This is a genomic window from Streptomyces sp. cmx-18-6 (assembly GCF_046548915.1).
Classification (GTDB): Bacteria; Actinomycetota; Actinomycetes; order Streptomycetales; family Streptomycetaceae; genus Streptomyces.
In genome coordinates this window covers 106,681-125,445 of record NZ_JAEBEP010000006.1, presented here as the reverse complement: position 1 = coordinate 125,445, position 18,765 = coordinate 106,681, and the positions used below count along the sequence as shown (strand labels likewise).

General features: G+C 70.7%; 12 protein-coding genes. 6 read left to right on the top strand and 6 right to left on the bottom strand.

Annotated elements, in window-relative coordinates; genetic code table 11:
* Positions 1-10 precede the first annotated feature (10 nt).
* The 3 genes from cobN to ACLJPL_RS16020 all read left to right on the top strand — a co-directional run bounded on the left by cobN (position 11) and on the right by ACLJPL_RS16020 (position 5,408).
* Positions 11-3,616: a cobaltochelatase subunit CobN gene (gene cobN / locus ACLJPL_RS16030; RefSeq protein WP_411081506.1), complete on the top strand. Its 3,606-nt coding sequence runs from the start codon at positions 11-13 to the stop codon at positions 3,614-3,616.
* Positions 3,617-3,684: 68 nt separating this feature from the next.
* Positions 3,685-4,815, top strand: a complete 1,131-nt coding sequence (locus tag ACLJPL_RS16025) for a hypothetical protein (protein ID WP_411081505.1) — start codon at positions 3,685-3,687, stop codon at positions 4,813-4,815.
* A 137-nt stretch (positions 4,816-4,952) separates the two neighbouring features.
* Positions 4,953-5,408: a GNAT family N-acetyltransferase gene (locus ACLJPL_RS16020; RefSeq protein WP_411081504.1), complete on the top strand. Its 456-nt coding sequence runs from the start codon at positions 4,953-4,955 to the stop codon at positions 5,406-5,408.
* Between the two features lie 61 nt (positions 5,409-5,469).
* Here the strand turns inward: ACLJPL_RS16020 and ACLJPL_RS16015 are convergent, their stop codons facing one another.
* Positions 5,470-7,347 (bottom strand): lysyl oxidase family protein, encoded by a 1,878-nt coding sequence (locus tag ACLJPL_RS16015; protein WP_411081503.1) that lies wholly within the window; start codon positions 7,345-7,347, stop codon positions 5,470-5,472.
* A gap of 277 nt (positions 7,348-7,624) precedes the next feature.
* Positions 7,625-8,020: a MarR family winged helix-turn-helix transcriptional regulator gene (locus tag ACLJPL_RS16010; RefSeq protein WP_411081502.1), complete on the bottom strand. Its 396-nt coding sequence runs from the start codon at positions 8,018-8,020 to the stop codon at positions 7,625-7,627.
* Between the two features lie 90 nt (positions 8,021-8,110).
* Here ACLJPL_RS16010 and ACLJPL_RS16005 point away from each other — a divergent pair, with 90 nt between their 5' ends.
* Positions 8,111-9,697, top strand: coding sequence for an MFS transporter (locus ACLJPL_RS16005; RefSeq protein ID WP_411081501.1), 1,587 nt, complete (start codon positions 8,111-8,113; stop codon positions 9,695-9,697).
* Between the two features lie 162 nt (positions 9,698-9,859).
* On the opposite strand, the gene ACLJPL_RS16000 is transcribed toward ACLJPL_RS16005, so the two are convergent.
* The gene (locus ACLJPL_RS16000; protein ID WP_411081500.1) at positions 9,860-11,062 is read right to left on the bottom strand and encodes an Lrp/AsnC family transcriptional regulator; all 1,203 of its coding nucleotides are present in this window, start codon (positions 11,060-11,062) and stop codon (positions 9,860-9,862) included.
* A gap of 163 nt (positions 11,063-11,225) precedes the next feature.
* On the opposite strand from ACLJPL_RS16000, the gene ACLJPL_RS15995 reads away from it, so the two are divergent.
* The gene (locus tag ACLJPL_RS15995) at positions 11,226-11,615 is read left to right on the top strand and encodes a VOC family protein (RefSeq protein WP_411081499.1); all 390 of its coding nucleotides are present in this window, start codon (positions 11,226-11,228) and stop codon (positions 11,613-11,615) included.
* A gap of 112 nt (positions 11,616-11,727) precedes the next feature.
* Entirely contained in the window at positions 11,728-12,354 is a 627-nt protein-coding gene (locus tag ACLJPL_RS15990; protein WP_411081498.1) for a hypothetical protein, read from the top strand.
* A 94-nt stretch (positions 12,355-12,448) separates the two neighbouring features.
* On the opposite strand, the gene ACLJPL_RS15985 is transcribed toward ACLJPL_RS15990, so the two are convergent.
* The 3 genes from ACLJPL_RS15985 to ACLJPL_RS15975 all read right to left on the bottom strand — a co-directional run bounded on the left by ACLJPL_RS15985 (position 12,449) and on the right by ACLJPL_RS15975 (position 17,872).
* On the bottom strand, positions 12,449-14,725 hold the full coding sequence (locus tag ACLJPL_RS15985; RefSeq protein WP_411081497.1) for a tetratricopeptide repeat protein: 2,277 nt from the start codon (positions 14,723-14,725) through the stop codon (positions 12,449-12,451).
* A gap of 308 nt (positions 14,726-15,033) precedes the next feature.
* Positions 15,034-15,819: a class I SAM-dependent methyltransferase gene (locus tag ACLJPL_RS15980; RefSeq protein ID WP_411081496.1), complete on the bottom strand. Its 786-nt coding sequence runs from the start codon at positions 15,817-15,819 to the stop codon at positions 15,034-15,036.
* A gap of 694 nt (positions 15,820-16,513) precedes the next feature.
* Positions 16,514-17,872 (bottom strand): hypothetical protein, encoded by a 1,359-nt coding sequence (locus ACLJPL_RS15975; RefSeq protein WP_411081495.1) that lies wholly within the window; start codon positions 17,870-17,872, stop codon positions 16,514-16,516.
* Positions 17,873-18,765: the final 893 nt, after the last annotated feature.

Below are 18,765 nucleotides of genomic sequence, written 5' to 3'. Positions count from 1 at the left end.
CTGACTCAGCATGATCCTGCTCCTGTCGACGTCCGACACCGACCTGCTGAGCGCCCGAGCGTCCGAGGGGCCGGTCAGCTACCGGTACGCCAACCCCTCCCGCGTCGACCTCGACGGCCTCCCGGAGCTGCTGGACGGCGTCGACCTCGTCGTCGTACGCCTCCTCGGCGGCGTACGCGCGTGGCAGGAGGGGCTGGACGCGGTGCTGGCCACCGGTCGCCCCGTCGTCGTCCTGACCGGTGAGCAGGCCCCGGACGCCCAGTTGATGGCCGCCTCCACCGTCCCGATCGGCATCGCCGCCGAGGCGCACGCCTACCTCGCGCACGGGGGGCCCGCCAACCTGGAGCAGCTGGCCCGGTTCCTGTCCGACACCGTGCTGCTGACCGGCCACGGCTTCGAGCCGCCCGCCCCGGCCCCCGCGTGGGGCCCGCTGGAACGTTCCGCCCGTGCGGTGGACGAGGGCGCTCCGACCGTCGCCGTCCTCTACTACCGCGCCCACCACATGAGCGGGAACACGGCGTTCATCGACGCCCTGTGCACCGCCGTGGAGGACGCCGGGGCCCGCCCGCTCCCGCTGTACGTCGCGTCTCTCCGTACCCCGGAGGCCGAGCTCATCGAGGAACTCCGCGCCGCCGACGCCATCGTGACCACCGTCCTCGCGGCGGGCGGCACCCGGCCCGCCGAGGCGTCGGCCGGCGGCGACGACGAGTCGTGGGACGCGGGCGCGCTGACCGGGCTCGACGTGCCGATCCTCCAGGCGCTCTGCCTCACCAGCCCGCGCGTCGCGTGGGAGGAGAACGACGAGGGCGTCTCCCCGCTGGACGCGGCCACCCAGATCGCGGTGCCGGAGTTCGACGGCCGGCTGATCACCGTCCCCTTCTCCTTCAAGGAGATCGACGAGGACGGGCTCCCCGCGTACGTCGCCGACGCCGAGCGCGCGGCCCGGGTCGCCGGGATCGCCGTACGCCACGCGAAGCTGCGGAACATCCCGAACGCCGAGAAGCGCATCGCGCTCGTGCTCTCCGCCTACCCGACCAAGCACTCCCGGATCGGCAACGCGGTGGGCCTCGACACCCCCGCCAGCGCCGTGGCCCTGCTGCGCCGACTGCGCGCCGAGGGCTACGACTTCGGGCCCGAGGCGGACATCCCGGGGCTGGTCTCCGGCGACGGCGACGAGCTGATCTACGCCCTGATCGAGGCGGGCGGCCACGACCAGGAGTGGCTGACCGAGGAGCAGTTGGCGAAGAACCCGGTCCGTATCCCGGCCGCCGACTACCGCCGCTGGTTCGCCACGCTCCCCGAGGAGCTGCGCACCGCCGTGGAGCGGCACTGGGGCCCGGCCCCCGGCGAGATGTTCGTGGACCGGTCCGCCAACCCGGAGGGCGACATCGTCCTCGCGGCCCTGCGGCGCGGGAACCTGCTCATCCTCATCCAGCCGCCGCGCGGCTTCGGCGAGAACCCGATCGCGATCTACCACGACCCCGATCTCCCGCCGTCCCACCACTACTTGGCCGCCTACCGCTGGATCGCCGCCTCCGCCGACGACAACGGCTTCGGCGCGGACGCGATGATCCACCTGGGCAAGCACGGCAACCTGGAGTGGCTGCCGGGCAAGAACGCGGGCCTCTCCGCCGCCTGCGGACCTGACGCGGCCCTGGGCGATCTCCCCCTGGTCTACCCGTTCCTGGTCAACGACCCGGGCGAGGGCACCCAGGCCAAGCGCCGCGTCCACGCCACGCTGATCGACCACCTGGTGCCGCCGATGGCCCGCGCCGACAGCTACGGCGACATCGCGCGCCTGGAGCAACTCCTCGACGAGCACGCACAGATCGCCGCGATGGACCCGGCGAAGCTGCCCGCGATCCGCGCGCAGATCTGGACGCTGATCCAGGCCGCGAAGCTCGACCACGACCTCGGTCTTGAGGACCGGCCGGAGGACGAGGGCTTCGACGACTTCATCATGCATCTCGACGGCTGGCTCTGCGAGATCAAGGACGTCCAGATCCGCGACGGCCTGCACGTGCTGGGCAACCCGCCGGCCGGCGACGACCGGGTCAACCTGGTCCTCGCCGTGCTGCGCGCCCGCCAGATCTGGGGCGGCACGGCGTCGCTGCCGGGGCTCCGCGAGGCGCTCGGGCTCGACGAGTCGGCCGCGACCCGCACCGCGGCCGACGCGATCGAGGAGCAGGCCCGCGCCCTGGTCCAGGCGATGGACGACGCCGACTGGGACCCGGCGGCCGTCGCCGGTGTCGCCGCCGGACTGCCGGACGCGGTGGCCGACATCCTCACGTTCGCGGCCACCGAGGTGGTCCCGCGCCTGGCGGCCACGACCGACGAACTCACCCACGCCGTACACGCGTTGAACGGCGGCTTCGTCCCGGCGGGCCCGTCCGGCTCGCCGCTGCGGGGCCTGGTCAACGTCCTCCCCACCGGCCGCAACTTCTACTCGGTCGACCCCAAGGCGGTCCCCTCCAAGCTGGCGTGGGAGACGGGCCAGGCCCTGGCGGACTCCTTGCTGACCCGCTACCGCACCGACAACGGCGACTGGCCCACCTCGGTCGGCCTCTCCCTCTGGGGCACCAGCGCGATGCGCACGGCGGGCGACGACATCGCCGAGGCGTTCGCACTGCTCGGCATCCGCCCCGTCTGGGACGACGCCTCGCGCCGCGTGACGGGCCTGGAGCCCATCCCGTACGAGGAGTCGGGCCGTCCCCGCATCGACGTGACGCTCCGCATCTCGGGCTTCTTCCGGGACGCGTTCCCGCACACGATCGGGCTGCTCGACGACGCCGTACGCCTGGCCGCCTCGCTGGACGAACCGGCCGAGCAGAACTACGTACGGGCTCACGCCCAGGCGGACTTGGCGGAGCACGGCGACGAACGCCGGGCCACCACAAGGATCTTCGGCTCCCGCCCCGGCACGTACGGCGCGGGCCTCCTCCAGCTCATCGACTCCCGCGACTGGCGCACCGACGCCGACCTCGCCGAGGTGTACACGGTCTGGGGCGGTTACGCCTACGGCCGCGAGCTGGACGGCCGCCCGGCCCGCGAGGAGATGGAGACCGCGTACAAGCGCATCGAGGTCGCCGCGAAGAACACCGACACCCGCGAGCACGACATCGCGGACTCGGACGACTACTTCCAGTACCACGGCGGCATGGTCGCCACCGTGCGCGCGCTGAAGGGCAAGGCCCCGGAGGCGTACATCGGGGACTCCACCCGCCCCGAGACCGTCCGCACCCGCACACTCGTCGAGGAGACCTCCCGCGTCTTCCGCGCCCGGGTCGTCAACCCCAAGTGGATCGAGGCGATGCGCCGCCACGGCTACAAGGGCGCGTTCGAGCTGGCGGCCACGGTGGACTACCTCTTCGGGTACGACGCCACGACCGGCGTCGTCGCCGACTGGATGTACGACAAGCTCACCGAGACGTACGTACTCGACCCGGAGAACCGCCAGTTCCTCCAGGAGGCCAACCCCTGGGCCCTGCACGGCATCGCGGAACGCCTGCTGGAGGCCGAGTCGCGCGGCATGTGGGCCAAGCCGGACCCGGCGGTCCTGGAAGCGCTGCGCCAGGTGTACCTGGAGACGGAGGGCAACCTGGAGGGCGAGGACTGACCCTCCCTCCCTCCCGTTCCCCTTCCGCCCCCTGCCCCGTTCCGCCTCCGACCGGCACAATCACGGTCATGGGGACGACGGGGCAGGGACGAACGGGTACGGGTGAAGCCAACAGGCCGATCGGGAAGGCACGTTCAGCTGCCGGTGGCCTTCCGGCCGCGCTGCGCCTGACGGTCCTCTCCAGCGTCACCGGTGCGGCGATCGCCGCCCTCGTGGTCGGCATCATCCTGGAGCGGCCGCCCGTCATCGGCATCGGGGGCGGGGTCCTGGTCCTTCTGATCCTCCTCGCCGCTCTCGGCGGGCGGCGGGGTTCGGCGCGCGGGGAGCCGCCGGCCGGGCGGACCGCCCTGGCCCGGATCGAGGACCTGCGGGCGACGGGCGGCGAAACCGCCGACGTACCGGTGCAGTTCCGGCTGACCGTGGCCCCGGAGCCGGAGGACGGCCGGCCGGCGTACCGCGTGAAGATCAGCCAGTCCATCAACCTGGTCGACATCCCCGCCTTCCGGCCGGGCGGGACCGCGGTCGTGGAGTACCGCCCGGACCAGCCCTGGGACGTCCGCATCGTCACCCGGCCCGCCCCGGAGTGGAGCCGCCGGGCCGAGGCGGCGGAGATCGACCCGGCGCCCGAATCCACCCTGGTGAGCGACCCGGACGCGGTCGAGGGCGCGTGGTGCCTGCTGGGGCTGGTCGCGCTGCTGGCGGGGGCGGCGCTGGTCGTCCTGCTCTTCCGAGGGGAGCTGTTCACCCCGGACGACGCCCCGGCCGCGTCGAAGCGGCCTTCCTCCCCGTCGTCCCGTACGTTCTCCACCTCCACCACCGTCTCGGGGCCCTCGTCCTCCCTCCTCGCCTTCGGGCGGATGCGGGCGACCGCGACGGAGCTGGAGACCCGGGTGGACACCGCGTACGTCACCGCGATCACCATCGAGGACCACCGCATGGCGGTGCGCGGCGACTCCGCCCTCCCGCCCGGCCGGACGGTGCACCTCCAGGCACTCCCGTACGAACTCTTCCCCGGCCTGGTCCGCGAGGCCCGCACGACCCTGGGCGTGGGCGACCCCGGGAGCTGGCGCATCGACGTCACGCCGGGGGCCGGGGCAGGGGAGGGGCCGAGGGTGCGGGTGACGGTGACCGGCGAGGAGGGCACGGCCCACCTGGACGCGGACGCGACGGGGCGCGTCACCGAACGCGATCCGCGTTGAACCGGGCCGTGCGGCGGCCGTCCCGGGTCCCGTGCGGGCGTAGCCTCCGGGTCCCGTTCGGCCGCTGTCCCCGCTTCCCAGCCGCCCTGTACGGAAACGTGTTTGACGCTTGCCGCGACCTCGGGTCTAGTGCGCCCATGACTTCCTTTCCCCTCTCCGACCTCCGCGTCGCGGTACCCGACGACGCCGCCGGCCTGGAGGCATGGCGGTACGTCCACAACCTGATCATCCCGACGCACCCGCTCTCTCTGGACGACGTGCGGGAGCGGGCCGGGCGCAACCACCTGGAGGTCGCCCACCTCGGCGGCGCCCTCGCCGGCTGCACCACGGTCCGCCCGCCGGTGGACGGCACCGCCACGGTGATCGCCCGGGTGCTGGCGGAGTACCGCGGCCGGGGGCTCGGCACGGAGCTGTACACCCGCGGTCTGGCCCGGGCGCGTGAGCTGGGCGCCGAGGTGATCGAGACGGTCGTGCTGTCCTCCAACGAGGACGGGCTCCGGTTCGCGCTGAAGCACGGCTTCACGGAGACCGAGCGCTATCTGCTCGCCGGCGACACGATCCCCTGGATCGATCTCCGGCTGGGACGGCCCTGACACGCCACCGGCCCCGGAACGACTGCTCCGGGGCCGGTGGCGCGCGGTGCGAGGAGGGGTGTCAGTTGGCGTCCACCAGGTGATGGGCGGGGACCTTCACCGTACGGGCGCCCTTCTCGCCGCCCAGGACGACCTTGCGCAGTGCGCTGTTGTTGGTGTGGTCGGTCTCCTTGAGGCGGTTCTCCGGGTTGGCGAGGACCTGGATGTAGTACGTGCCGTTCGGCAGGTCCGTGATGTCGAAGGACTGGCCGGGCAGGTCCTGGGTGTAGGTGTCGCCGGAGCCGACGTCCAGCACCTCACGCACGGAGATCGAGTTCTCCTGGCCGCACGCGGTGGAGAGATCGGTGTTGCCGGGGTGCCAGTTGGCGTTCTTCACCGTGTAGTCGACGGCGTCGGTGTTGGCGAGGCAGAAGGCTTCCTTGCCGCTGCGCACGGTCTCCTTCTGGTCGGCCTTCAGCAGCCGGTAGCTGGCGAAGTCCGTGAAGTGCCAGTGCTCGTGGCCGGGGCGCGGGTCCCACTCCATGGTGCCGGTCGGGGTGTAGCCGACCTGCTTGCCGTTGGCGTCGTAGAAGTACTGGTAGGCGTCCATCAGCTCCTTGCCGGGGGAGCGGAACCCGTCGACGACGAGCTTGGCCGGACCGGCGTTCCACACGTTGGCGCTGAAGGCGAGGTAGTCCTTGCCGGGCACGTCCTCGTAACCGTCGCTGACCGTGATGCCGTACGCGGGCAGCGAGCGCAGGTCGGGCTTCGGCACGTCCGGCACGGCCGCCCTGCCGCTGGGCCGCTTCGCGTTGGGCTGGGCGCCGGGCGCCTGGCGGGACCCGTCGGTCTGCCCGGCGCGGTCCCCGATCCCGGCGGCGGAGAAGGACTGCTTCCGGTCGAGCGTCTGCTTTTTGAGCGCCCAGGGGAGGGCGGGCGGCGCGGGCGGGTAGGGCCCGTGGCCGACGTTGTACGTGGGGACGGCGCCGTTCGTCGCGGAGGCGGGGGCGTCGGGGCGCACGGGGGCGCCGGGGTGGGCGTGGGCGGGGGCCGGGGCGGTGGCGGCCGCGGTGTCTGCTGAGCCGTGTCCGGCGTGTCCTTCGCGTCCCGCGTGTCCGGCGTGGGCGTCGGGGGTGGCCTTGGTGTCGGCCGAGGCGTGTCCTGCGTGTTCTGCGTGTCCGGCGTGTTCTGCGTGGGCGTCGGGGGTGGCCTTGAGGGAGGAGGAGGCGGACGCGCCTTCCTCGCCCTCTCCACCGCGCTCGCGCACCGTCACCTTGACGGTCTGCGGCTTGTCCTCGATCCCGAAGAGGTCGCGGTACTTCTTGGTCACCGAGATCTTGGCGGTGTACGTGCCGGGGGCCAGCGCGACCGGGCCGGAGTAGTACCCGGCGTAGGTGTTGGAGGCCCAGCCGTTCTCGACGCCCCACACGGAGCCGAGGGTGAACGGGTTGACCGGACAGCTCTGCGGATACTTCGAGGTCGCCGGAGCGTCGGGCCGTACGCGGCCGGAGGCGTTGTTGGGACAGAACGCCTCGGTCTTCTCGAGCACCTTCCTGCCCGCCGTGTCGGTGACGCTGATCTGCGCGAAGTCCGGGAGCCCGGAGAAGTTCTTCACCAGCCCGGCCGGCAACGCCTTGGTCCGGGTCTTCTTCCCGTCCCGGATGATCTGCGCGGCGACGACCGGGTCCTTGTAGGACTTACGGGTCACCTTGAGCTCGAAGGGCCCGTTCTCCGAGGTGAGATACGTACCGAGGTCCAGATAGACGCCGGAGTCACCCCGCCAGGAGTCGAGCGTCACCGAGGTGGAGGCGGCGATCAGGCTGAGTTTCGGGGACGGCTCCGCCTTCTTCGTGTCGGGCGAGGCGGCGACGACGCCCGCGGTCACGACGACGGCCGCGGCGACGGCGATGGAGGGACGGGCGAGGCGCGTGGTGCGGCGCTGCTGTGGTCTGGTCATCATTCCTCGTACTTCCGGTTTCCGAGTGCGTGATGGAACGTGGACGAACAGCACTGCCGCGACTCATATGTGGCGACGCTGTGTCCGCCCTGTGAGAGGCGGTGTTCGAATCGCGGGGTTGTCCGGCCCGACCGGGGGACCGGGTTTTGTCCGGAAAGCGACTGTCCGAACAGGACCGCTCCGCCTCGCGTCCAGCGCGTAGAGGACACGGCTCACCCGGCCCGCGCGGCTCGTGCGGCTCGTGCGGCCTACGCGTCCGGGCGCGGCGGTGACGTACGGCTCAGGCGATCAACGTACGCGCGTCGGGGTGCTCTTCGACGATCTGCCCCAGTACGTCCTCGACGGTCGCGGCGGCGGCCCGGAACATCTCGTGCCCGGCGGGGGTGAGCCGGATCTGCGAGCCGCGCGCGTCGCCGGGGGACGGCTTACGGGTCACGTACCCCGCGTCGACCAGCTGCTTCAGCAGCCGTGAGACCTGCGGCTGGCTGCGCGAGGTACGGGAACTGACCTCGCCCGGACGCAGCCATTCCTGGTCGGCCGTCAGCACTTCCATGATCTCGTACGCGCTCACGCAGAGGTCGTACCGCTCGGACAGGGCGTGCTCGATCCTCTGGTTCATGAGCGCGCCGAGGCGCACCAGGGACAGCCATCGGTCGGCAAGAGGATTGTTCGCCACGCCTTGCAGTCTAGGTCTGTTGTCGCTAGTTTCTAGATTCATTCGCATGAATGAAAATGCTGCCGAGCAGGGCACCCAGGGAGGACACCCATGACCGAAACCGCATCCCCACCCCAGCCGAATACCGAACACGAGCGGGAACAGGAGCACGAGCGGGGACAGGAGCACGATCGGGATCGGGATCGGAATCGCGAGCAGGGACAGGCACACGAACAGGACCAGGAGCACGAACAGGACCAGGAACACGAACAGGACCAGGAACACGAACGGCTCGACGGCGGTGAGCGACCCAAGGCGTCCTGGACGCCGATGGCGGCCGTGGGCGTGGCCCAGCTCATGGTGATGCTGGACGTCACCGTCGTGAACGTCGCGCTGCCCTCGATCGGCGCCGAGCTCCCCGCGGGGCCCGCCGCGCTCCAGTGGACGATCAGCGCCTACATCCTGGTGTACGGCAGCCTGTTGCTGTTCGGGGGCCGGGTCTCCGACGTGATCGGGCGGCGGCGGGCCTTCCTGGCCGGGCTGCTGACCTTCGCCGTCGCGTCCGTCCTGTGCGGGCTCGCGGGGAACCAGGAGCTGCTGATCGCGGGCCGCGCGCTCCAGGGCCTGGGCGCGGCGGTGCTGTCCGCCGCGGCGCTGTCGATCGTGCTGACGGTGTACGGGAACGAGGAGCAGCGCAAGGCGGCCCTCGCGCTCTGGAGCGGCCTGGGCGTCATCGGCGCGATCCTCGGCGCGGTGCTGGGCGGCCTCATCGTCTCGGCGATCAGCTGGCGCTGGGCCTTCCTCATCAACATTCCGGTGAGCCTCGCCGCCGGAGCCACGGCACTGCGCAGCCTCCCCGCCATGGCGCCGGCCGGCCGCCGTTCCCTGCGCCTGCCCACGGCCCTCCTGGCGACGACGGGCCTGGCCTGCCTGTCGTTCGGGCTCATCCGGCTCCACGACGGGATGGCGTCGGTCACCGCGTGGTCGAGCATGGCCCTGTCCGTCGTCCTGCTCACGGTCGTGGCCCGTACGGAGCTGGGGAAGCCCGACCCGCTGCTGCCGCTGCACCTGCTGCGGATCCCGACGTACTGGCTCAGCAGCGTGGGCCTGCTGCTCGCGGCCGTGGTGATGATGAGCAGTTCCTACCTGGCGAGCAACTATTTCCAGGTCGCCCACGGCATGAGCGCCTTCGCCACCGGCCTAGCGCTGCTCCCGATGGGCCTCGCCTCACTGGTCTTCGCCCTCTTCGTGCCCCAACTGATCAACAGGGTCGGGCCCGGGGGCGCCTATCTGGCCGGCGCGATCGCCCAGATCATCGGTGCGGCGGTGCTCGCCACGGGGCCGTCGAGCGTCACGGCGGCCGTGATCGCGCTGGCCGTCATCGGGGCGGGCCTGCCCACGTGCTTCGTACCGCTGTACGGCATCGGCGCGTCCCCCGTGCGCCCCGAGGAGTCGGGCGTCGGCTCGGCCCTGCTCAACACGTTCAACGAGAGCGGCGCGGCGCTCGGGATCGCGGTGATCGGGACGATCCTGGCGACCTCCGTGCAACGCGAACTCGCCACGGGCTCCGCTCCCTCCGGGGCGATGACCACGGGCGTGGGGCACGGCTTCCTGGCCCTGGCGCTGTGCGGGGCGCTGGCCGCCGCCGTAGCCCTGTCCCTCCACCGCCTGACCCGCACGCCGCGTCCTACGGCTTGAGGTCGGCCGCCCACGGCCTGAGGTCGGCCGCCCACGGCTTGAGGTCGGCCGCCTGGGCCGCACCGAGCCTCGGCCGCGAGGCCGACCGGCACCGGGAGACCGCCCGGGCACCCCGAGACCGACCGGCACCACGAGACCGACCGGCACCCCGAGGCAGGACCGCTACTCGGCAGCGGTCCTGCCCGGTCCCGCCCCCGGTCCCACCCCCGGCACCGACCCCATCCCCGTACCCACCCGGTTCTCCGACACGGGTGCCAGAAGCGGCCCGGCTCGTTTCGTACGGCGCTGGGTCACCGCGGTCTCGATGCGCGTGATGCCGTGCAGGGCGGCCAACTCGGTGGACACGTAGTCGTGCAGCCCGTGCACGCTGCGGCACTCCACCATGGCGAAGACGGAACTGGGCCCGGTGGTGAGGGCGGCGAACGCGACCTGGGAGTGCCCGGCCAGGGCGTCGGCCACCGTCCGGAGGGCGGACGGCGGCACGTCGAACCACATCAGGGCCTCGATGGGGTACCCGAACAGGGCGGGATCCACCTCCACTTCGAAGGCGAGCACCCTGGATTCCCGCAGCACCCTGATGCGCCGCCGCACGGTGGATTCCGACCACCCCGTGGCCGCCGCCAACTGCCCCAGATCGGCCCGCGCGTCCTGGGACAGCGCACGCAACAGACGTGCGTCGGCAGCACCCAGCACCGACTCGGCGGCCGCGCCGGCAGGCTCCGGACCGGCGTCGGCGGCCGCGTTCGCAGCCCCGGAGGACGCCTCGGCGTACGCGCCCACCGCCCCCCACGGACCCACCTCCACCCCCACCTTCGGTGCCTCCTCCACAGGCACCACAGGCACCACAGGCACTCGGGGCGGCCCGGACGGCCGTAGCAACTCCTGCTCCGCCTCGCTGAGGGCGCTCATCCGCCCGGCCCACCCTCCGACCCCCGCGACCGGGCGCAGGACGCACGCCGCGTCGACCTCCCGTACCCCTGCGGTCCGGGCGAGCTGCTCGAAGAACGAGCGCCGGTTGTCGGTGCTCGGCTGCGGCGTACGGATCATGCAGGTGATCTCGGTGCCGCCCACCAGCGGCGCGATCCACGAGGTGTCATCGCGCCGGGCGAGCCGGACGGTGAGCGCCTCCACCGCCTCGGGCGCACACCGGACCCGGACGACCCAGTCCAGCATCCCGGTCCGCCCGCCGTCGACCAGACCGACGACCCGCAACGCCAGGCGCGACCGCAGCCGGTGATACCGCCGTGCCACGGTCCGCTCCGGTACGCCGAGGGCCGCGGCGATACGGCTGAAGGGGAGGCGGCCGTCGAGCTGGAGGGCGTGGATCAGCCGGCGGTCCAGGGCGTCGAGCCTGACGGATTCCATCAGCCGAGCCCCTCCCCCTGTCCGATTCCCGTAAACCCGCCCCCCACAGCGTACGGAACCGGCCGGCCGGACCCGAGACTGCCGATGACCGCCACAACCCCCGCAACGGCGTCCCGAGCAGGTCCGTCAGACCGCCCCCGGGACGCGGAAGAGGACCACCGCCATGCTGACCGTACTCCCGATCCGATACGTCGCCGACGTCGCCGCCTCACGAGAGTTCTACGCGGGCCTGGGACTCGTGCTGCAACCCGAACTGAGCGTCGACATCTGGGCCCAGCTGTCGGCCGACGCGGGGGAGTTGGGGATCCACGACACCACCGTCTCCCAGGGCCGCCCGCCCGGCACGACCGAACTGGGCTTCGCCACGGACGAGCCCCTGGAGACCGTGGCCGACCGTCTCGCGAAGGCCGGCTACGCCTACGACCTCGTCGAGGAGAACTTCGGCCGCAGCATCCGCGTCACCGACCCGGACGGCGTGGTCGTCCAGATCCAGGAGATCGACCACGCCACGGTCCGCCGATCGGCGGCGGCCCGGACCGAGCCCCCGGCATAGCGCGACCTGCTCCCCCCCACCTCTCCCCCCCCACCTCCCCCACCTCCCCCACCTCCCCCACCTCCCCCACCTCCCCCACCCCTCCTCCTCCCAGCCGAAGGGAACGCACCCCGTGGAACCCCTGGTCGCCCTGGCCGGAACCACCTGCATCGCGCTGATCATCGGCGCCTTCAGCATCCGCCGGTCCGGCCGGACCGGCCGGTTCAGCCGACTCCACCGCCTGCCCACCGCCCTGCGCGCCGGCCTGGCGGCCATGTTCCTGCTGACCGGCGGAGCCCACTTCATCGGCATGCGCGACGAGCTCATCGCCATGGTCCCGCCGGCCCTCCCGTCCCCCGGCCTGCTCGTCACACTGACCGGCATCGCCGAGCTCGCGGCGGCCCTGGCGCTGCTGTGGCGAAGGACGTCCGGCCCGGCGGCGGGGCTGCTCACGTTCCTGCTGATCGCGATGTTCCCGGCCAACGTGTACGCGGCGGACACGGCCGAGACCTGGTGGGACGAGCTGATCCCCCGCACCCTGACACAGCTGGTCTTCCTCACGGCCACGATCACGGTCCTGGCCGACCGCCTCCGCCCGAAGGAACGAACGGCGGGAGCGGGGCCGTACGAGGATCGAGAGCGTCGGCCGGGGCATGGTCCTGATCGAGCTGTGGGGCGGCAGGGCGACTTCCTGGCCGAGCCACCTCGACGAATATCCGAACCGAGTGGCCTCGGCCGGAAGATGGGACCGAACGACTGACAGGCCGCCGGATGGGGCCTCGTCGGCGAGGCCGAGTCCGTGCGAACAGGGCTGCACGCCGGCGAATGCCACCAGAATTCGGCTGGAGTACTGGTCACAGCCGCCTGGCGGGCTGGGCGCGGGCCTCACTGCCGGTGAGCCCGGTGAGAAGGGCCGCAGCCTCGGTGCGGCAGGAGTCGGCCTTCGCTGTTTCGTCCACACCTGTGTAGAGGTCCGCCAGTGCGCCGAGGGTGTACGCCTGCCACTGGAGGTCGCCGAGTTGCCGGAAGGCGGCGAGGCTGTCCTCGTAGTACCTCATGGCGTCCTGGGCCTGACCCATGCACTGGTAGAGGGCACCGATGGCGTCCAGGATGCGGGCGACACCGCGCCTGTCGTCGTGGGTCCGCAGCAGGTCCGCAGCGGCCTCGTATTGTGCGAGCGCCCGGTCGTACTGTTCCTGTTCGCGATAGGCGTCCCCCGTGATGCGCAACGTCCATCCCAGGCCACGGCGTTCGCCGATGGCTTCGAAGACCTCGCGCGACTGGTGGAGCAGCGCCAGAGCCGTGTCCAGGGCGCCGGCATCGATCTCCAGATCGGCGCGCATCTGGAGAACCCATCCGCGAGTGCGCTGGATACCGCACTCCTCTGAGACGGCGAGCGCTCGCGCCAGGTAGGCGCGGGCCTGGTCGCGTTCACCGCGGACCCGGTACAGCCAGCCGAGGTTGGAGAGGCAGTCGGCAGTGTCCGCCGGCCGGCCAGCGCGGCCGAAGATCGCCAGCGCGTCGAGCCCATGCTGCTCAGCCTCGGACAGTCGGCCCTGGAGCCGCCGCAGTACGGCCAGGTCGCGGAGGCTGACGGCCACCCCCAGTTCGTCGCCATCCGCCCGGCATGCCTCCAGGACCGGGCGCTGGGTCCGCTCCCAGTCGCTCCACAGCGCGCGGGTGTCCTGGTACGCCGCGAGCAGACTGGCCAGCTCTGATGCCGCCGTGGTCATGCCTGCGTCCAGCGCCTCACGGACCGTGCACAGCAGGAACTCGTACTCCGAAGCCAGCTGCTGGAGAACGTCCGGCTCCGTGTCCGGACCGCTGTCTTCGGGCGACGCCGACCAGCGGGGGAAGCGGGCGACCTGGCGATGACTGCCCGGCGTCAACCGGCGCTCGGCGCGATCCGCGAGGTGCAGGCAGTGCCCGATGACCCTGCCGAGCTCCGCTCGATGGTCCTCCGTCCCCGTACCTCCGCCGGCGAGTAACTCGGCGGCGTAGTCCCGTACGAGGTCGTGGTAGCGGTACACGGACTCGCCGGCGGCGTTGTGCCCCAGCCACTCCAGCATCTGTGCCTCGGCGAGTTCGTCCATGCTTCGCTCTGCCTGCGCCCGCGTGCAGTCCATGGCCGCCTGCAACGGCAGGACGGTGAAGGTCGGCGCGTTACACAGGGCGAGGAGGAGGAATGCCCGCTGATTGACGGCGGGCTGCGCGGTGTAGCCGACCGTGATGCTGGTCCGTACGTCGAGGCTGCCTGCCCGCAATTCCTCGAGTCGGCGGTGCTGAGTGGCCAACCGCAGGGCGAAGTTCTCCAGTGACCAGCCCGGGCGTCCGGCCAGGCGGGCGCCCGCGATCCGTACAGCCAGCGGCAGCAGGCCGCAGGCGTGCACGATGTGCGAGGCCGCCGCCGGCTCAGCGGCCACCCGAGCGAAACCGGCGAGGCTCCCCAGCAGTTCGACGGCATGGTCGTGTTCGAGCACGCTCAGCTCGAAGGACGTGCCGCCCTCGATGCCGGACAGACGGGGCCTGCTGGTCACTATGACCAGCGATGTCGACGCCCCGGGAAGCAGAGGCCGCACCTGCGCCTCGTCCCGCGCGTTATCCAGCACGATCAGCAACCGCAGGCCCGCTGTGCGCGACCGGAACAGCCGTGTGCGGTCGTCGACATGCTCGGGGATCGCACCGGGGTCGACTCCGAGGTCGCGCAGCAGCAGGGCCAGGATGTCCGCCGGTGCCCGTGGAGTCGAACCCGATGCGCCGCGCAGGTCTACGTACATCTGCCCGTCGGGGAAGTCACGAGCAAGTTCATGCGCGAGCCGCACGGCCAGTGCGGTCTTCCCGACGCCTCCGCGGCCCCACAGCATCACCACCCGTAATCGGCCGGGCGGTCCTGCGCCGCGTCGCCGGGAACGTCGACGCCACCCCTGGGGCAGTCCGGGACCCCGGACCAACCTCCGGATGTGCTTGACCAGCTCCCACCTTCCGATGAAGTGGTCCGTTTCCGCCGGGAGCTGGCGGATCACGGTAGGGGTCACATGGCCGAACGTCCCGCCGACGGCGCTGTCGCTCTGGAACACGGTGGTCGCCAGCAGACTGAGCGCGGAGCCCAGCGTTCCCACTGCGGCACTCACCCCGATCACCCACGGCTGCGGCGAGTGCACGGCGTTGAGCGTCGCGGCGCACGCTGCCGCCCCTACCCATGCGCTGACAAGCCCGACAGCACGTGCCCGGCTTGAAGTCCTACGTACGGTCATCGACACTTTCCCCTCCGAACCGGGTGGAGGCACGGTCTCGGTGCGGCGCCAAGCCTGTGAGGTCGGGTGGTCGGCCCGCATGTGTGTCGGCCCTGCCAAAAGCGAGCCCACAGCAGCCCGGGGTGTCCCCGACGCCAGGCGAGCCTCCGGTCACAGCGCGCCCTTCCCCGTGATGGGCTTCTCCCTCATCTCCTCACCACGAAAACGGTCCAGCCCTTCACGTCCCGCCACGGTCCGGTACCGCCGGCGAAGGCCCGCGCCGTCTCCTCTTTCAGTGCCTCCACCACCCGGCTGTGCCGGGCCGTTTTCCGTTCCAGCCCGTAGAACACGAGCAACGAGGCGGCGAGTGCAGCCAGCGGCTCGGGCTCATGGAATACCAACTCCCCCTGATAGCCGGTCTCCTCGACCTCGCCGAAGGCGCGCTTCAGCAACGGGCGCAGGTTCTCGGAGTCAACGCGCGGGAAGGGCGGTACCGGAATGCCTTCGCTGTCGACGCAGCGGCGGAGGAGTCGGGCCAGCCGGGGCGTCGTGCCCATCATGTTGACCACTGCGACGAAGACGCCGCCCGGCCGCACCACCCGACGCGACTCCGCCAGCGCCTGTCCCAGGTCGGCCACGTGATAGAGCATGTGTCGCGCCAGCAGACAGTCTGCCGACCCGTCGCGCAGCGGCAGCTCGCACGCGTCCCCCCGCACTACCGCGATGCCGTCCTCGCGCGTCCCGCTCACCGCGGCCGCGGACCGGTCCACTCCTACCAACTGCCCGGCGTGCCCCTCCCGGGCCCACCGCCTCAGCAGGTCCCCGGTGCCGCAGCCGACGTCCACGACCGTCCCCCGCGCTCCAGCCCACCGGCGGGCCAGTGCCAGCGTCACTTCTTCCACTTCATCGGCTGGTGAGCTGTACGCCCTGTGAATAGCGCGACGGGTCTGCAACGCCCCCAGATCCGCGTACTCATGCTCGATGATGTTCAAGCAATCCCCCAGATGCCCCGTACATCCCCGCACCCCGTGCACACTCGGCCGACGCGCGACAGTGCACCGCGATAATGCCCATCACCACGCCCCCGCACGCCTCCGCTCACCAGATAGGCGCCGTGTGTCATGCTCTGGCCACACTGGCTGTTGGCAGGGCAGGCACCCGCCTTGGGGGGCGTCTCGCTGTGCAGTGGCACACCGGCGCTCACGCCCACCAAGGCGGAAGGCCACGTCGGCCCTGGCGGCGATGGCGCTGCGTTCGGCGTTGAGCCGGTCGATCTGGGGCTTGTACTCGGCCGACCGGGGCGGCGGAGAGCAACGCGCCACGCACGCGGTCGTCGGTGCCCTACAGGCGTCCGTTGACGTGTGGAACCGGCCGGCGGATTTACCCTGCCTCAGAGATGCCGGCGGAACGGTCAGGCAGCCCCAGACGAACGTCGAAGGCCCCCGCAGCAAGCTGCGGGGGCCTTCGACGTATTGCCCGGTGAGAGCAATGGCGGAGGATACGAGATTCGAACTCGTGAGGGGTTGCCCCCAACACGCTTTCAAAATGTTCGTGTGGGGGTCCGGCGGGGGTCGGGGGCGTCCTGACTTGGTGCGGTGCTGGTGATGGCAGCACCCGCGAATGGCGTCGGACGGGGGTGAACGAGACCAGAACTGAGACTATCTGAGCGAAGGCCCGTCGGCACGGTCACTCCTCCTGGAGACGGATTGCCAGCACAGTTCCGTCGGCACGAATGGACACCGCGCTCCACCGTTCCACCGTGATGCGGCCCGGCCACTGGTCTCGGCGTTCGTGTACTTCGCGTCGGTACTCGTTGACGCGCCCATGATGGAGATGCGTGTACAGGCTCTTCTCGAGCCCGGAGAACGCCTCCACGCGGGTGCCGTTGAGGCGGAAGATGTGGTCGGTGCCGACGAAGTCGATGCCATGGATGCGGTGTTCCGCATCTCGCAGTCTGTCGGTGTTGGCGTGGACGTCGTGCTGGAAGTGGCGCCGCCCTTGCTCCTTGGTCAGGTACTGAGCGGTGGGTTTGCCACCTCCGGTGAAGGCGGTCAGCGTGGCCGCTTCCGTCCTAGCCAGCACGATGCTGAACCAGGCGAAGGATTCGGGCAGTACTTGGAACCCGGGGACGATCGTGCGCTCTTGCTCGGCCTGCCGTACGACGTCGGCCACGCGGTTCTCCTGGTCCAGGGTGAGGTCCAGGTCGGCTTCTGATGTTTCTCCGGACGGGCGGAGGGTGGTCGTGCCTGGCGCCTCCAGGATGTGCAGGGCGAGACTCTCCTTCTTGGGGATCTCTGTCCCGATGAGCAGGTACGGGACGGTGCCGTAAGGCCCGATGTGCACGGACTCCACGTGAGCGCTGGCCGTGCTGAGCTGCTTGTGAACCTGCTGAACGCTGCTGTGGGTGCCCTTGGAGGAGACGAGGAGGACCTTGGACGGCTGCCCCGGTTGCCAGGCTTCGACGAAGAAGTGGGGTCGTCGCTGTAGCGGCTCCGGGCGCGCGCCCGCTCCGGAGGCGCTGCGGAGGGTCCAGCCGGCCTTCAGCGCAACATCCGCGGGAATCACGGAGACCGAGTGGTCGGGGTACCGGGACCTGACCAGCCTCTCGGCCAGTAGGGAAGCGAAGCCGGTGCCGATCTCCCCGGACTGCGTGGCCTTATAGAAGCGCAGGAGATCGCGCCCCTCGGACGACAGCTGCAGGTAGTTGCCTTGGTTGCCCTCCAGAGCCTGGATATAGCGCAAACTCCCCCAGTGCTCGGCCAGTCCTCGTCCTGCACCTTGGCGGGCCGAGGCAGCCCCGAGCCCGATGGCGTGAATGACCTGCCAGGCGTTGAGGGTCAGTGAACGCGGCGCGTTCCGGGCGGCTCTGAAGTCGGTCCGTCGGCGAAGCGGCCCCTGCCCGCTGTCTGTCCGCTTCTCGTCCTCATTTCGCGCAGCCTCGGAGACGTGGGTGCCCAGTTCGGCCGACGAGCGGATCTGAACGTGTGAGGTGTTGCTCAGCTCGTGGAGGACCTCGCTGACGGCTTTGGATTCGTCCTTGTGCACCGGCTGCCCTTCCATCGATGTCGTGTGGCGTGAGCCGAAGGACGGTAGAGCCCGGCGGGGGAGCGCAAGCAAGTGCGCACGAGGGGGCGCAGACCGCTATTCAGCCATCCCTTGACAGCTGCTGATGCGGTACCACGGCCGGACCGCCGCCATGTGATGCCGTTCCACCCTTCGTCGGTGTTGACCGGAAACTGCGGTGACGGAGTGACAACGGCTCTGACCGGAAGCCGCGCCGCGGCTTTCGGCAACCCAAGATCATGCCTCCACTCCGCGCCGACAAGCTGAGCCGAGGAAAGCGCCAGCGATCAAAGAATTCACCCTGCACCGTAAAGACGGCTGCGACTCCTTAGTGCCAGCATTCCCACGGTAGTGATGACTCAGCGAAGACCAAAAAATGTAGCTTCTACCCTACAGACTCAGTGGCCTGCCAGATGAGACCGTGCAGACAAGAAACTGCGGTGCGTACGGAACCGTCCGAGAATGCTCGCCGTGGAACAGATTTTGGCAGCGTGGAAGGCGTCCATTTGGGTACTGACTTCGATCGGAAAGGGCGGAAGAGTCATACCTGTTGGTTATCTCGGTCTAGGTGCTCCGCTAGCTACTATGTGTGGGGAGGGGGTCCTGATGTGTTGGGCTGCTGTCTTACTAGGGATTCCCGCGATCCTCGGATTCCTGGGAGCCGTCCTGGTTCAAGTCCGCAACGTTCTTGAGGGATTGGCTGGGCTGGTGGGGGCGTGGCAGGAGGTGCGTCGTGTACTCAGCTGGAGGCCCGATCAACCCTCCAGGTCCCGCGGCCGTGCTATCCGTTCACCTCGCCAAGCGCGTCTTCCGCAGACGGTAGGACGATTGGAAGAGCGGCAGAAACGAAGGGCGAATGGGCGCGGATCCCAAGC